17 protein-coding genes are annotated in these 15,631 nt (G+C 39.8%); 4 read left to right on the top strand and 13 right to left on the bottom strand.

What is annotated here, in order from left to right; all coding sequences use genetic code 11:
* Nucleotides 1-21 precede the first annotated feature (21 nt).
* Together AACM45_RS05435 and AACM45_RS05430 are read left to right on the top strand one after the other, a co-directional pair.
* The gene (locus AACM45_RS05435; RefSeq protein ID WP_339141278.1) at nt 22-1,410 is read left to right on the top strand and encodes a Gfo/Idh/MocA family protein; all 1,389 of its coding nucleotides are present in this window, start codon (nt 22-24) and stop codon (nt 1,408-1,410) included.
* 11 nt (nt 1,411-1,421) lie between these two features.
* Nucleotides 1,422-2,699: a sterol desaturase family protein gene (locus AACM45_RS05430; RefSeq protein WP_339141277.1), complete on the top strand. Its 1,278-nt coding sequence runs from the start codon at nt 1,422-1,424 to the stop codon at nt 2,697-2,699.
* On the opposite strand, the gene AACM45_RS05425 is transcribed toward AACM45_RS05430, so the two are convergent.
* The 6 genes from AACM45_RS05425 to rsfS are packed head-to-tail and all read right to left on the bottom strand — an operon-like array spanning nt 2,683 to nt 7,435.
* Entirely contained in the window at nt 2,683-2,949 is a 267-nt protein-coding gene (locus AACM45_RS05425) for an acyl-CoA-binding protein (RefSeq protein WP_339141276.1), read from the bottom strand. The two genes, AACM45_RS05430 and AACM45_RS05425, sit on opposite strands and share 17 nt — an antisense overlap.
* The gene (locus AACM45_RS05420; protein ID WP_339141275.1) at nt 2,942-3,607 is read right to left on the bottom strand and encodes a phosphatidylserine decarboxylase family protein; all 666 of its coding nucleotides are present in this window, start codon (nt 3,605-3,607) and stop codon (nt 2,942-2,944) included. The genes AACM45_RS05425 and AACM45_RS05420 overlap by 8 nt, the downstream gene beginning before the upstream one ends.
* Entirely contained in the window at nt 3,597-4,400 is an 804-nt protein-coding gene (locus AACM45_RS05415) for a phosphatidate cytidylyltransferase (RefSeq protein ID WP_339141274.1), read from the bottom strand. The genes AACM45_RS05420 and AACM45_RS05415 overlap by 11 nt, the downstream gene beginning before the upstream one ends.
* 4 nt (nt 4,401-4,404) lie before the next feature.
* Complete coding sequence (locus AACM45_RS05410; RefSeq protein ID WP_339141273.1) at nt 4,405-5,013, bottom strand: LUD domain-containing protein; 609 nt, start codon at nt 5,011-5,013, stop codon at nt 4,405-4,407.
* Between the two features lie 52 nt (nt 5,014-5,065).
* Complete coding sequence (gene ftsH / locus AACM45_RS05405) at nt 5,066-7,054, bottom strand: ATP-dependent zinc metalloprotease FtsH (RefSeq protein WP_339141272.1); 1,989 nt, start codon at nt 7,052-7,054, stop codon at nt 5,066-5,068.
* Between the two features lie 3 nt (nt 7,055-7,057).
* Nucleotides 7,058-7,435 (bottom strand): ribosome silencing factor, encoded by a 378-nt coding sequence (rsfS, locus tag AACM45_RS05400; protein WP_339141270.1) that lies wholly within the window; start codon nt 7,433-7,435, stop codon nt 7,058-7,060.
* A 93-nt stretch (nt 7,436-7,528) separates the two neighbouring features.
* On the opposite strand from rsfS, the gene AACM45_RS05395 reads away from it, so the two are divergent.
* Entirely contained in the window at nt 7,529-8,260 is a 732-nt protein-coding gene (locus AACM45_RS05395; protein ID WP_339141269.1) for a biotin--[acetyl-CoA-carboxylase] ligase, read from the top strand.
* Here the strand turns inward: AACM45_RS05395 and AACM45_RS05390 are convergent.
* Together AACM45_RS05390 and pyrE are read right to left on the bottom strand one after the other, a co-directional pair.
* A complete protein-coding gene (locus AACM45_RS05390) occupies nt 8,257-8,652 on the bottom strand; it encodes an SRPBCC family protein (protein WP_339141268.1) in 396 nt (131 codons plus the stop codon). The two genes, AACM45_RS05395 and AACM45_RS05390, sit on opposite strands and share 4 nt — an antisense overlap.
* A 1-nt stretch (nt 8,653) precedes the next feature.
* Nucleotides 8,654-9,298: an orotate phosphoribosyltransferase gene (gene pyrE / locus AACM45_RS05385; protein ID WP_339141267.1), complete on the bottom strand. Its 645-nt coding sequence runs from the start codon at nt 9,296-9,298 to the stop codon at nt 8,654-8,656.
* Between the two features lie 7 nt (nt 9,299-9,305).
* Between pyrE and AACM45_RS05380 the strand changes: the two genes are divergently transcribed.
* Nucleotides 9,306-9,908 carry an NUDIX hydrolase gene (locus AACM45_RS05380; protein WP_339141266.1) on the top strand — a complete coding sequence of 201 codons (603 nt, stop codon included), beginning with the start codon at nt 9,306-9,308 and terminating at the stop codon, nt 9,906-9,908.
* On the opposite strand, the gene AACM45_RS05375 is transcribed toward AACM45_RS05380, so the two are convergent.
* The 5 genes from AACM45_RS05375 to AACM45_RS05355 all read right to left on the bottom strand — a co-directional run bounded on the left by AACM45_RS05375 (nt 9,891) and on the right by AACM45_RS05355 (nt 15,623).
* On the bottom strand, nt 9,891-11,663 hold the full coding sequence (locus tag AACM45_RS05375; RefSeq protein ID WP_339141265.1) for a M14 family metallopeptidase: 1,773 nt from the start codon (nt 11,661-11,663) through the stop codon (nt 9,891-9,893). The genes AACM45_RS05380 and AACM45_RS05375 overlap by 18 nt on opposite strands.
* Before the next feature lie 63 nt (nt 11,664-11,726).
* Nucleotides 11,727-12,140, bottom strand: coding sequence for a response regulator (locus AACM45_RS05370; RefSeq protein WP_339141264.1), 414 nt, complete (start codon nt 12,138-12,140; stop codon nt 11,727-11,729).
* Entirely contained in the window at nt 12,127-13,971 is a 1,845-nt protein-coding gene (locus tag AACM45_RS05365) for a PAS domain-containing sensor histidine kinase (protein WP_339141263.1), read from the bottom strand. Before AACM45_RS05365 ends, AACM45_RS05370 begins: the two co-directional genes overlap by 14 nt.
* A gap of 181 nt (nt 13,972-14,152) precedes the next feature.
* Entirely contained in the window at nt 14,153-14,611 is a 459-nt protein-coding gene (gene coaD, locus AACM45_RS05360) for a pantetheine-phosphate adenylyltransferase (RefSeq protein ID WP_339141262.1), read from the bottom strand.
* Between the two features lie 34 nt (nt 14,612-14,645).
* A complete protein-coding gene (locus AACM45_RS05355) occupies nt 14,646-15,623 on the bottom strand; it encodes a D-alanine--D-alanine ligase (RefSeq protein WP_339141260.1) in 978 nt (325 codons plus the stop codon).
* Between the last annotated feature and the right edge of the window lie 8 nt (nt 15,624-15,631).

The following is a 15,631-nucleotide window of genomic DNA, read 5'->3' as shown; positions in this document are numbered from 1 at the left end:
CACCTTTTTTAAAACTACACCATGAAAAAATTAAATCGACGTAACTTTTTAAAAAAGACCTCGCTTTCAGCGGCAGCGGTTTCCATAGTGCCGAATTATATGAGTGCCAGAAAAGAACGTTCTTTCAATGCCAGATACATGGGTGATTATGCAGCACCCAAATTGGAGCAGGTAAGGGCGGCTTTTATTGGTGTAGGGGCTAGGGGCGGAGATCATCTGAAGTTTTTGGCAGCTTTGCCGAATACCGAAGTGGTGGCGATTTGTGACGTATATGAAGATTTGGTGAGACAAAAAGCGGGCTGGGTCCGTGAAGTTTCCGATGAAAACAGGCATCAGAATATTGCGCTATACTTTGGTGATGAGCATCAATGGCGAAAGATGCTCAAAGAAGTAAAGCCCCAAGTTGTTTTTATTGCTACCAATTGGAATGATCATGCACCTATGGCCATTGAGGCCATGAAACAAGGTGCCCATGCTTTTGTCGAAGTGCCCATTGCGGTAACCCTATCTGAAATGTGGGAAATCGTTGATACCAGCGAACGTACGCAAAAGCATTGCATGATGTTGGAGAACGTGAACTATAGCCGTGACGAACTCATGTTCTTGAACATGTGTAGGCAGGGGGTAATAGGGGAGCCACTTCATGCAGAGGCCGCTTATATTCATGAGTTGCGTTGGCAGATGGAAGAACAGCAGCGAGGAACAGGTTCTTGGCGAACACACCACTATGCGAAGCGAAACGGTAATCTATATCCCACCCATGGTTTAGGGCCAGTAGCGCAATATATGAACTTGGGTAGGGGTGACGACACCTTTGGGAGTCTGGTTTCATTTTCAACGCCATCCAGAGGAAGGGCCGCATATGCAAAGAAAAACTATTCAGAAGATCACAAATGGAATGAATTGGATTTTAAGGGCGGTGATTTAAATACATCCATTATCAAAACGCGAATTGGTAGAACCATAATGGTACAATGGGACGAGACCAGCCCAAGACCTTATTCTAGACTAAATCTGATACAAGGCACCAAAGGTGTCTTGGCAGGTTTTCCGACTAGGGTTGCTTTAGAAGGTGGGGTTGAAGGTATTACCAAAGATCACCATTCTTGGGTACAAGGAGAAAAATTGCAAAAACTATACGAAAAATACGATCATCCTTTATATAAACGATTGAATAAAGCTGCTAAGGGAAGTGGTCATGGCGGTATGGATGGTATTATGGTCTATCGCATTGTAGAATGCCTGCAGCAAGGCCTACCCTTAGATCAAAACGTTTACGAAGGTTGTTTTTGGAGTGCGGTAGCCCCCTTGAGCGAGCGTTCTGTTGCCAGTGGGGGTGCCCCGCAACCTTTTCCTGATTTTACAAGGGGAAATTGGAAAGGGACAGCACCATTGCAAATTATTGAGTAATTTTTTGTTCTATGGAAACCTATGCTAAAGCCCTTGTTTATGCCATTCCTTTCTTTACCGGTCTAGTACTGCTAGAAGTGCTATATGGTCATTTTGTCAAAGACCAGAAACATAACGTTATGGATACCGTTAGCAGCCTAAGTTCAGGTTTAACGAATATTATCAAAGATTCATTGGGATTGGTTTTGGTTTTGGTCAGTTATCCAGTTTTATTGGGGGTTTTCTCCATTTTTGAGTTGAAAGCGACCTGGCCAGTCTGGATATTGGCCTTCTTAGCCATTGATTTTGCCGGATATTGGAACCATAGGCTAAATCATCACGTCAATATTTTTTGGAACCAACATGTAATTCACCACAGTAGTGAAGAATTTAATTTAGCCTGTGCTTTACGACAATCCATCTCGAATGTGGTGGGTTATTTTGCCCTGTTATTGTTACCTGCCGCAATTTTAGGAGTGCCAAATGAAGTAATCGCTATTTTGGCCCCAATACATTTATTTGCCCAATTTTGGTACCATACCCAACATATTGGTAAGATGGGTTGGCTGGAGTATATCATTGTTACGCCCTCGCAACATCGGGTTCATCATGCCATCAATCCCGAGTATATTGATAAGAACTTAGGCCAGATTTTATGTGTTTGGGATAGGATGTTCGGAACGTTTCAAGAAGAATTACCGACAGTTCCGCCAAGATATGGGGTGCTGAAACCCGCCAACACGTGGAATCCTATTCTAATTAATTTTCAGCATGTATGGCGGCTTTGTAAGGATGCTTGGCGTACAACCAGTTGGTATGATAAATTACGAATATGGTTTATGCCCACCGGTTGGCGTCCGCAAGATGTTGTAAAGAAGTATCCAGTTCACGGTATTGATAATGTGTATCATTTTAAAAAATATAGGCCAGAAGCATCTTTTGCCTTAAAAGTATATGCTGTTTTTCAACTTTTATTCAATACGTTCTTGATGCTTTACATGTTTTATAATTATTCAGAAATCGGTCTTGCCGGGCTATTGCAATTTGGAGCTTTTGTGTTTGTAGGGATTTATGGCTACACCACCTTAATGGATAAAAAAGGGTATGCCGTCGGGATTGAGGTTTTTCGAGGTATTCTAGGTATTGCCTTGATTCTTGGTACTGGCGATTGGTTCGGTATAAATGGACTTTGGTCTTTTGGAAGTATCATGGTTTCGTGCTACTTTATAATCACTATTCTTGGTGGCATTTATTTTACGATGAAAGAGGATAAGGAATCGCCAGATACCACAATTAATCGGATTCCTTGATTTCTTTAGCGACCAATTCAATATACTTTTTCATTGCCTGTTTTCTACCAATATGCTGCGCTTGAATAAGGGCATTTGCCTTAAAGGCATTGATCAATGGGGTTTTACTGCCGGGATTGCTGTAGTTTTTATTTGCAATTTTATAATAAGCATATAGTTTTAAAAGAAGGTCGGCGGGCAGTGGTTCGGTAAAATCATTTACAAGTTTCACTGCTTCCTCAAATTTATTATGTAAATCCTTATCAGTCATTTTTTTTGCCAAGCATAGCGATACAGGTTTTGGCCCCGGTCACTTTTTGGTTTAACGACACACAGACCTTACTCTCTAATGGGAGGAACAAATCAACTCGAGATCCAAATTTTATAAATCCGGCGTCTTCCCCTTGTACGACTTGTTCACCTTCTTCGGCATAGTTGACAATCCTGCGCGCCATTGCCCCTGCGATTTGCCGGTATAAGATCTCACCGAACTTCGGGGTATGTATGACAACGGTAGTTCGTTCATTTTCAGTACTCGATTTTGGGTGCCAAGCAACCAAGTATTTACCAGGGTGATATTTTGAATAGGTAATGGTTCCACTTGCCGCATAGCGGGTTACATGAACATTTATCGGTGACATAAAAATAGATACCTGTCTTCTTTTTTCTTTAAAGTACTCTGTTTCCTCCACTTCTTCTATGACAACTACCTTGCCATCGACGGGTGCAAGGATCTCGTCAAAATGGGGGGTAACAGGTCGCTTGGGATTTCTGAAAAATTGTAGGATAAGGACCAAAATAAGAAGGGCCAGAATCTGAAGTCCCAATCTCAGCCATTCCAATTCAATATAAAACTGGGCCCCGATAATTATGGCTACTACTATGAAAAAAGTGGTAAGAATTATATGTTGTCCTTCTCTATGAAACATAAAAAAATAATTTTAAAGTAAAATAGGCAAACGGTGCCGCAAAGATCAAGCTGTCCAATCTATCCCAGATTCCGCCATGGCCAGGCAGTATTGCCCCGCTATCCTTTACCCCGGCTATTCTTTTGAATTTAGACTGTAATAAGTCTCCCAACGCTCCGAAAAAAACGATTACCAAGGCGAGTATGAGCCATTGGGTCAAATCGATCCTAGGTTCATATTTTGCCAAAAAGTATGCTGTCAATAATGCAAAAATAAGACCTCCTACCGAACCTTCAACGGTTTTTTTAGGTGAAATGGACGGAAATAGTTTGGTTTTGCCAATAGACTTGCCAACCAAATAGGCAAAGCTGTCACTAACCCATATCAAAATAAAAATTCCCATGATCAAAAACTTGGCAAACTCATTATCGTTGTAGGGTATCATCGTCAAAAAAATGAATCCACCCGAAATATAAAAAATACCGGTTAGGTATAATTGAATTTTAGAAAGGCCTTGCTTTAGTTTTAAGAAAAGGAAAAGCAATAAAACAAGGTCGATTACTAAGGTAATACCCAATAATATCAGTACGGGAAGTTCTGTACGTATAAGATAGATATAGGCCCACCATAAGGCGAGGTAAGCTATAAAAATATAATAGCCCTTGATACCAACGATACGCTTGTATTCATAAAGGCAGCCCAAACCAAAGGCCATGAACAAAAAATCGAACGCGTCAGAATTCAAATAGGCGGTAGACAACAATAATACTACGTATACAATGCCTGTAAGTGAACGCTTCAAGAGTTCTTTCATGGGATCAGTAGTCTTCTAGCAACAAAAGATATACATTTTTTGATGCACTACCGTATGAAAGAAAGTCATTTTTATTTTCGTTGGTCAATTCAAAATGTTTCAACGTTGTAATATTATCAGGAATTTCCCTTGGATATTTTTTCTTGATAATTTTTAAAGCCTCACTAATGGATTCCACCAATTGACTTGTAGTGGCAAACACGATTAGATTCGAAGGAAGGTCATTGAGCTTCCGTTCCTTTATTTGATGCGAACAAACCAAGATAGAACCATTGTGTGCAATTAGATGTTCGCATGTGGTGAAAAAGATATCACTATCCTTTACCTTATCGGTAAATGCGATTTTTTCCGTCGCGAACTTTTCATTGATACGTTTATCAAGGGTGTAGAATGCTTGGTTTTGCCAGTTATTCTCTGAAATAATATTTTGAAGCGCCTGTGAAACCTCATTGAAGTCTTCGCAATAGATGAATTTACCGCCATTCTTTTTGAAGTAAATCGTGAACTTCTCGTCTACCGGAATTTTCAAGTCGGGCATATGCTCCCCACGAGTTTCGGAAGTTTCCTTCGAAACCTTTTTACCGCCACCGAAAAGTTTACCAAATACACCCATAAACCATAACCATCGAAAATAAGACCATTTATCCCATTCTTAAGAAAAATACCTATTTGCTTTCCCCTTCTTCATTTTCAGAAGCTACGGTTGCCGTGGCCTCCTGTTCTTCTTCTTCATTGTCTTTTGCAAATGGGCGTTTGCCAAAAATTTTCTCCAGATCATCTTTGAAGATAACTTCTTTGTCGAGTAGCCTTTCTGCTAAAGAAGTCAGTTTATCCTTATTTTCTTCCAGTAAGCTAATAGCCCGTAGATATTGTTTTTCAATGATCTTAGAAATTTCCTCATCGATTTTCTGAGCGGTTTCCTCGCTATAGGGTTTTGAAAAACCGTACTCGTTTTGTCCTGAAGAATCATAATAGGTAATGTTGCCCAATTCTTCGTTCAAACCGTAAATGGTAACCATGGCACGGGCTTGCTTGGTAACCTTTTCGAGGTCGCTCAGGGCACCCGTCGATATTTTGTCGAATATGACTTTTTCAGCTGCCCTACCACCCATAGTGGCACACATCTCGTCTAACATTTGATCCGGGCGTACAATTAATCGTTCTTCGGGTAAATACCAAGCAGCACCTAGTGATTGCCCTCTTGGCACAATCGTTACTTTTACTAAAGGAGCGGCATGTTCCAACATCCAACTTACCGTTGCGTGCCCAGCCTCATGAAAGGCGATGGTCTTTTTCTCCTCTTGGGTTATGATCTTATTTTTCTTCTCAAGTCCACCAACAATTCGATCTACGGCATCTAAAAAATCTTGCTTGCTTACCGCTTTCTTTTCTTTTCTGGCTGCTATCAAGGCTGCCTCATTACACACGTTGGCGATATCGGCACCTGAGAAGCCTGGGGTTTGTTTGGCGAGAAAATCCAAATCTAGGGTCTCAGAGGTCTTAATAGGTCTTAGGTGAACCTCGAAAATCTCTTTTCGTTCCCTTATGTCAGGTAGGTCAACATAAATTTGTCTATCAAAACGACCGGCCCTCATTAAAGCTTTATCCAAAACGTCTGCTCGGTTGGTGGCTGCCAAAACAATGACATTGGTATTCGTTCCAAAACCATCCATTTCGGTCAACAGCTGGTTCAAGGTATTCTCACGTTCATCGTTCGACCCGGTAAAATTATTTTTACCCCTGGCCCTACCGATTGCATCAATTTCATCGATAAAAATAATGGCAGGTGATTTATCCTTGGCCTGTTTGAATAGGTCACGTACCCTAGAGGCACCGACCCCAACGAACATTTCTACAAAGTCAGAGCCCGAAAGTGAAAAGAAAGGTACTTTTGCTTCACCGGCCACGGCTTTCGCCAACAAGGTTTTACCTGTTCCTGGGGGGCCGACCAATAAGGCACCTTTGGGTATTTTACCCCCGAGGGAGGTATATTTATCAGGATTTTTAAGGAATTCCACGATTTCTTGGATCTCTTCCTTCGCACCTTCCAAACCGGCCACATCTTTGAAAGAAGTTCTGGTATCGGTTTTCTCATCGAACAGCTTTGCCTTTGATTTCCCAATGTTGAAAATTTGCCCACCAGCACCACCACCGGCGCCACCGGACATTCTTCTCATTAAATAAATCCAAATACCTATGATTAAGGCAAATGGTAGAAGGGAGAGCAATAAATCACCAAGTACATTGGATTCCGTATCAAAATCAACAATCGTATCTAGGTTATTGTCTTTCTTGATATTCTTTATCTCGTCTTCAAAATTCTGTAGATCGCCGAAGTCTAAAATATATTGCGGTACCATTCCCGTAGAAGGGATCAACGGTTTGTCGGCTACTTCACGATGCACATCTTTTTGCAGGGCCTCATTGGTCAAAAAGACTTTTGCCTGTCGTACATTGGTATAGATCAATATTTTTGCGATATCCCCATTTCTAAGGTATTCTTGAAGTTCGGAAGTCGTTGTTTTCTTTGTGCTTGAAAAACTACTGCTCCCAAAAAATTGGAATCCTAAGATCAAAGCGATGATAATGCCGTAAATCCACCATGAATTAAAACGTGGTTTCTTGGGGGTATTTGAATTGTTTTCTTTTGCCATTTTTTAGTTGTTATAACTGCTCTCTACCATAGTTACTTTGGCATCTCCCCAAAGTCCTTCGATATCGTAGAACTCCCTAATATGTTTTTGAAATACATGAACGACTACATTGACATAATCCATCAAGACCCATTCTGCGTTTTCTGAGCCTTCTACATGCCAAGGTTTGTCTTTGATTGCTTTACTTACGGTTTTTTGAATGGAAGATACAATTGCATTGACGTGTGTATTCGACGTACCGTTACAGATGATGAAGTAGTCACAGACGGTATTCTCTATTTCCCTTAAATCAAGTAGATTGATATCTACACCTTTTACTTCTTCTATTCCCGATAATATTAAGGTTATAAGCTCATCTGCGCTAGCTTTGTTTTTCTGCATTCAAAAATTTTAGGTTTCTGCAAAGTTATTACTTTTTTGTTTTGTTGCGCCCAGTATTTAACATTACATTCAATGTGTTTTTCACGCCATACCATGCATATAATCAAACTTGATGCCACGGAGTCTACCAATACCTATTTAAAGGCACTATTGTCAAAAGATGATATGTCCGATTATACGATAGTCAGCGCCAAAGCACAACTCAAGGGTAGGGGGCAAATGGGCACCGAATGGACTTCTGAAAAAGGTAAAAATTTGACATTCAGTATTTTGAGGGTTTTCGAAGGTTTTGACCCTACTCAACAAGTCTTTCTGAATTGTTTGGTTTCATTGGCAATATACAAGACATTAAAAGTATTGAAAGTACCAGGGTTAAGCATTAAATGGCCTAACGACATTATGTCAGGTAATCAAAAAATTTGTGGGATTCTCATAGAAAATATAGTACAGGGTGCCACCATTAAAAATACGATAATAGGCATCGGTTTAAATGTAAACCAGACCGATTTTGGTAAATTAAAAAAAGTGAGCTCGTTAAAACTACTTTTGGGCAATGATAGTGACCTTGACGGGCTTTTGATTCAAATCGTGGCAAAGATTAAAAAAGAGTTGCACCGTCTTGATGATATCTCATGGAGTACCCTAAAAAATGAGTATGGCGAAGTTTTGTTCAGAAAAGACGAGCTTTCCACTTTCACGCGAAATGACGGCACCTCCTTTTCAGGTTATATTAGGGATATAAACAAAGCGGGAAAACTTATTGTTCAGTCGAGGCTTTCAGGTTTTGAAGAATTCGCACAGAAGGAAATAGGCATGTTGTACTAAGCAATCTTATCCATGTTCCTGCTCAAGGTTTCCATGAAATTGGTTATCGGGCTTTTGATCATCATAGCCATCATGGCATTGAATTCCCCTTCGAAACTCAGACCGACTTCAGACTGTTTTCCTGTTACGGGTGTGATGTTGGCGGTCAAGGTAAAAGGAAGCTTGTCACTTGCCGCGCCCAGTACGATTTTATCATACTCATGTTGTTCTTTGAGCCTCAAAACAATCTCGGGCATACCTTTCAATGCAAATTTAAACGTGTTCTCGTCGAGAACTTCAAATTTATCGATGTTCTCAGGCATTAATACCTCAAAGTTTTTGATATCGATTAAAAAATCAAAAACTTCTTTATCACTTTTTTCCACTATCTTTTTGGCAACTTCAATATGCATATTATTCAGGTTTCCATTGCTGGGGGGCTTCCCTCCACTGCAATAAGGTTTGTTGTTGGGTTTCTTTGATATAATTTGTTTGTGAGGCCTGTGCTATAAGATGCCTATAATCACTTAGGGTGTGCAACGGAATACCATTGGCTTCGAAATTTTGTGAGGCCACGGTAAAACCATAGGTGAAAATGGCTATCATTCCTTTTACATCGGCACCTGCTTCACTTAACGCTTGAACGGCGTTAAGGCTGCTCTTTCCCGTACTTATCAAGTCTTCTATGACTACCACGGTCTTGCCTGCCTCCAAATGGCCTTCAATTTGATTTTTTCTACCATGCGATTTAGGCTCGGGCCTGACATAAACAAAAGGTAGGCCCAATACCTCGGCAACTAAAATACCTATACCTATCGCCCCAGTTGCAACACCGGCGATAATATCAGGTTTGCCATACAATCGTTCAACTTGTTTGGCCATGGCCTCCCTAACATAATTTCTAATCGTAGGATACGAAAGGATAATCCTGTTGTCACAATAAATCGGTGATTTCCATCCAGACGCCCATGTGAAGGGATTTTCAGGATTCAACTTAATTGCATTAATTTGCAGCAATAGCTCCGCAGTTTTATTGGCGCTGTTCGTGTCTAAAATCATTGCGCAAATGTATAAAGTTTTTGTTAATGAATCACCGCTGATATTGACAAATGAAAAACCCGATAACAGCGTTGGCAATGTCTTTTTAATGGATGATAATGCCATTGATTATGCCATAACATCGCTTTCAAAAAACCTTCTCTCAGAAGCTTACATTTACGACCCTAGTGAACAAATTCTTGAAAAGTTCAGTAGTAAAATACCAATAGTCGTTGCTGCTGGTGGCTTAGTTAGAAATAAAAAGGGGAAAGTACTGTTCATTTTTCGAAATAAGAAATGGGACCTTCCAAAAGGTAAGTTGGACAAAGGGGAATCCATTGAGGATGCAGCTATTCGCGAAGTAGAGGAAGAGACAGGGGTGAAAGGCCTTGTAATCGATAAATATTTGAGAACCACTTATCATATCTTTAAAAGAGGGGGCAAATACAAATTGAAAAAGGTGTTTTGGTTTACCATGGATACCTCATACAATGGTGCATTGGTCGCACAAGAGGATGAAGGTATAACCAAAGTAAAGTGGAAGGGCCCTAAGAAAATAAAGAAAGCCCTAAAAAAATCGTATTTCAATATCAAAATCTTGTTTGAAGACGATTCAGTTTTCAACCATTGAAGCCGCTTCGCTTCCTTTTAAAATCCTATAAACGGGATATTGCAAATGTGCAGCTTCGTAATGGGGAGAGTTTTGATATATCCAATTCAACTGGGCGTACCAATTTTCGGCAAACTTTTGCTCTTCTTGTTTTTTTAATAAAAAACGATTTCTTAACGGTTCGTTTTCTTCCAGTAATTTCAAGGCGATATCCTCAAAAACGTAAGGGGAAAAACCTTCTTTCTGCTGTAAAATGGTGTCGAAGAAATTCCAATTGAAGAACGAATCAGGTGCCTGTGGTTCCAACGTTTCCAATATGTAACGCATACCAGGTTGATTGGTAGGGATGATATAGTCCCCTTTATCAAAATGAACCTGCCTTAAATTGTTATCAACGCTGGTATCATAATGCAGGTAATGCCCTTCATAAGCGTTTGACCTTGTTGAATATGTTGCAATTCGGTATGCTTCAACGGTTAAAACGGTGTCCGTTTCAAGTTCGTAAAAGGCAATGTTGTTCATAGCCATTCGTTCTGCAATTTCTATCCAGGCCTTTTTTAAGAGGTACGCTTCGGGTATGGTAACGGTATCTTTGGGTAAAAAGTAATTGTTATAAATGGTTTCTTTTTCGAAAGGTCGCGAAGTATCATATTGTAATCGCGGAAAGCCTGTTACCCCACTCACAAGGGTATCAACCTTAAAGCCTTTAAATCTAAGGGTAGCGTTTTTAGTGGTATCTACCGCCCAGTTCAGGTTATAGGTTCGCCTATTTGCAATTGCTTCGGCAGCCTTTGTTCTAAGTTGTTTGATTTTATGATGGTCTTTTTCGGCTATAAACAGTAGTTGTTTCATAAGTTCATAGGTGCCATGTACCCGTTTTTCGTATGGTTTCAACATGTGGGTTTCGACCATCATTCCTAAGGTGTTCCATAGTGTGGTGTACCCAGTAGAGTACCTTGGGTGGTCAAGGAATTGGGTAAAACCTGTCTCAGGTGGCCGATTGAACACATTGACATAGGGGGTTATATCCCAATTTGCTTTTGAAAGATTTTGCTCCAGCTTGGGCATCATTTCAGTATGTAGGTAATGCCCTAAATCCCCACCAAGTTTGTTATGTTGCGTAAAAAGATGTGTTAAGGTGTATTGATAATCGGCACCATTACTTACATGATTGTCAATAAAGATATCTGGAGAGACCAAATGAAAGATCTCAGCGAATGTTCGTGCATTTTTGGTATCAGCCTTGATAAAATCCCGATTGAGGTCATAGTTCTTTGCATTCCCCCTAAAACCATACGCCTCTGGACCATTTTGATTGGTTCTTGTTGTTGAATTTCTGTTCAACATACCCCCAATGTTATAAACGGGAATCGTCACAAGTACCACGTTTTTTTGCGCACTTATTTTCTGTTCCACCAAATCGCGGAACAAAAGCATCGTTGCATCTATTCCATCACTTTCACCGGGATGGATGCCATTGTTTACAAGAACAATGGTCTTGCTTTTCGTGAGCTTTTGAAAATTAAAATCGCTTTCAGGATTGAACGTCACCAAATGTAATGGATGTCCGCTGTCGGTACTGCCCAACGTTTGCACGTTGATTTCGGGGTGATTTTTAGCCAAACGCAAGTAAAAATCAATGACTTCCTCGTAAGTGGCCGTCTTTGTACCATCAGATTTTTCAAAGGCAATTTGAAAATCATCCTGTTTTGTATCAATGGCCGTTTCGCAGGATATCAAGAATATAAAGGCAAAAAAGCTAAGGAAAAATCGCATGACCGGTATCGATGTCTATTAATTACTTTCAAAACAATGTCCCAAAAATAAAGTAATTAACGTTCAAGATGCCATATGGGTCCGCAGAATATCACACAAATCAATCGAAAAAATAGGTTTGTTCTTGAAAATGACCAAGTGATCTGTGCGGTCTTTGTAATAATGCCATCTTCTCAAATCAGAAGGGTCAATAGACGAGGTCAATATATTGATAATGATTTTTTTATCTATCGGAAGTCGCAAAAATTCCTCTAAAAACTCCCAGCCATCCATAATGGGCATATTGATGTCCAGAAAAATAAGATCAGGTACTTCAAAACCATTTTCCATGGCATGTATCAAGGCGTTCAGTGCGGTTTGTCCGTTATGGAATTCAGAAACGGAATCGCAATCAACGGTTTTGGCCAAAATCTTTTTTACACCAAAAAGTGTGATGGCATCATCGTCTATAACGTATATGGAATTAATCTTTGTCATTAAAATACACACTAAATGTAGAACCTTTTTCTACTTCGCTTTTAACGGTTATGTTACCACCCATGGCCTCGATTTGGTTTTTTACGATATAAAGACCTATGCCCCTGGCATCTTTATTATTATGAAAGGTCTTGTACATACCGAATAGTTTTTGGCCGTACTTATCCAAATCAATACCCAGGCCATTGTCTTGAATACAGAAGATGGTAATATCTTCTTTCTTTTTAGCGGACAGTACGATACTTGGGTTGCGGTCGGGGTGTCTGTACTTTACGGCATTGGTGACCAAGTTCAAAATAATACTTTCCATGTATGCGGGTACGGCCTTTACATTGACCGTATCAGCAATGTTGTTGTTGATCTGAACGTTATTCTGATGTAGGAATGCAGATAGGTTCTGCTGTACTTTAGTAATGTTTTCATTGAGATTGAGTGATTTTTTCTCAAGATTTACGTCGGTACTGATATCGACTACCTCATTTAAATTCTCTAAGGTATCCATCAGATTGTCAGAAGCATGCAAGAGCATATCCATAATTCGTTTTCGTTCTGATGCTTCTTTTTCGTTTACTAAAAAGTCTAATAGCATCGAAAAATTCGCGGTATGTGACCTTAGGTTATGTGACACGATATGTGCGAAATTGATAAGCTTCTTATTTTGTATTGCCGTTACATTGATCAGGTTTCTGAGTTGATCCTCTTTTTGAATGACATCAGAAATGTCCATACTGATACCTATGACTCCCTTGCTTCGTCCGTCAGCGTTTACAAAAGGTATCTTAGAAGTTAGAAAAGATGTTGAACTACCATCTTTTTTGACATTGATGGTTCGTTTTTTTAGAATTGGTTTCTGGGTTTTCATGACATGAACGTCTTCATGCCTTGAAATATCCGCCACATCTTTATCATAGAGGTCGTAATCGGTTTTCCCGATGATTTCTTGCGGATTGGAAACTCCCAGGTAATCACATTCGGCCTTGTTGACCAAGACCTTTTTAGAATCTTTGTCCTTTATGAAAATGTTCAGGGGAATGTTGTCTATGAGTGTCCTTAATAATTTCTCATTTTCAATTATTTTATTTTCAGCCTCGACATCTTCGGTTATATCTTGAAAAGTACCGATCAGCCTTGAGATCTTACCGTCTTTGTAGAACGGTTTTCCTGCTGCTAAGACCCAACGCTCGTTTGCTTTGGCGGTCACTATTTTTAGTTTGGTGTTCCATGTCTCCCCTTTTTCAATACAATTGTGCACCAACATCGATATGGTATTGCGGTCATGCCCCTGTTTGTAAAAGTTGATTGCCTTATCAATACTGGGCTGGTAATCATGGGGAACCTCATGTATTTTTTTGGTCATGGCCGACCATTCTATTCGTTCGGAGTCTAGATCATACTCCCAAGTGCCTACTTTTGATATTTCAGATTGATCTCTTAGAAGGTTTTCAAGTTTTTGAAATTTGAGGTCCATAAGAACGCGGTTTGACACATCTTCCATTTGAATAATGGCACCAATAATATTTTCTTCTTCACTATACCAAGGCTTGGTGCTCAACTCAAACCATTTTTCTATGCCGTTACCAGTTAACTTTGTTTGAAGAAAGCATTCCGTATTTCCTTCCAAAGTACTTACTAAAGGATCACGCCAGCTGTAGTTTGATTCATCAATAACATCAAATAACTGTTTACCAATAGCCATATGATAATCAAGGTTGAAAAAGGCGGCCCACTCATCTGAGGCGCAGTTCAATTTTAAGTTTCTGTCTACAAATGCAATGGCACTGGGCAACTGTTTAATGGTGTAGGCGTTGGCGTTGAGGATGTTCGTTTTCAAAATCAGTTTAAGATTTGGGGTTCTTAAATAAATAATTTCTAACAAAAATGTAAGTATATAACTACAAAAAAAAGTATATGTTGTGAATTCCCCAAAAAATGTGGTTTTTATTTGATCTGGGGTTTTGGATGGCTATTTACGATTGGTCCATACCCCGTTTTAGGGTGAAAATAGTACCTGATTACCTACTTACCTTAACGGTTTCAGGTACCAAGCCGGTATAATCCCCCCCGTTTCTGATAACATCGCGTACGATTGACGAACTTATGTATGATTTGCCTGAGGATGTGAGCAAAAACACCGTTTCGATTTCTGAAAGCTTTCGATTGGTATGTGCGATGGCCTTCTCGAATTCAAAATCCCCCGGGTTTCGAAGCCCCCTTAAGATAAAGTCTGCATTTATCTCTTTACAAAAATCAACTGTCAACCCCTTATAGGTAACCACTTTTATCTTTGGTTCGTTGGCAAAGGCCCGTTCGATGAATTTTGTTCGTTCTTCTAAAGGGAACATATACTTTTTTTCGGCGTTTATGCCGATGGCGATAACCAGCTCATCGAATAGAGTGATTCCTCTTTCGATAATATCGTAATGTCCGAGGGTAAGGGGATCAAAAGAACCTGGAAAAATAGCACGTCTCATCAAATCGTTTGGCTTTGTTTAAAAATAAGCATAATTATTTGTTGAGGGCTTCTTCAATCGCACTTTCAAATAGTTGTCGCATATCGAGCCCATAAGATTTTGCCTGTTGCGGCAAAATGCTTTCTTCGGTTAAGCCGGGGGTGGTATTCATTTCAAGAATATAGGGTTCATCTTCAACGAGTATGAACTCGCTGCGGGTAAATCCCTTCATTTTAAGTTTTTTGTAAATATTCTTGGCGATTGTGGCTACCTTTTGTTCTTGGGCGCTTGTAATACGAGCTGGAGTGATTTCTTGTGACTTACCTTGATATTTTGCCTCATAATCGAAAAAATCATTCTCACTTACAATCTCGGTCATCGGCAATACCGTAATGTTACCTTTATACCTAATAACACCAACGGAGACTTCCGTTCCGTCCAAAAAAGATTCTATAATAATCTCATCATCCTCTGCGAATGCCTTGTCAATCGCATCTTTCAAGTCTTGCTGTTGGTAGACCTTTGAGATTCCGAAACTACTACCCGCCCTATTGGCCTTTACAAAACAAGGTAGACCTACGGTATCGATAATTTCATCATTATCAATTTTATCACCATAATTTAGAAAGTAGGAAGTAGCGGATTTGATTCCATATGGTTTGATGGCACTGAGAAAATCCCTTTTATTGAACGTAAGTGCTGCCTGATAGTGATCACATGAGGTTTGCGGAATATTCAATAACCCAAAATAGGCCTGCAAAAGCCCGTCTTCCCCTGGCGTACCATGAATCGCGTTAAAAACGCAATCAAAGACTATTTTTTGACCTTTAACGGTAATGCTAAAATCATGTTTATCGACAGGGTAGCGTTCGCCGTCGTCATTTGAATGTACCCATTCTTTTTCGCTTATTACGATACCGTAACAATGATACCTACTATCTTTCAAATGCTTTTTGACTACGGCCCCACTTTTTAATGAAATAGCATACTCGCTTGAGTAACCACCCATGATAATGGCAACATTTTTTTTCATTGACTTCA

Source organism: Croceitalea sp. MTPC5 (assembly GCF_036985505.1).
GTDB lineage: Bacteria > Bacteroidota > Bacteroidia > Flavobacteriales > Flavobacteriaceae > Croceitalea.
This window is presented reverse-complemented; position numbering and strand designations above follow the sequence as displayed.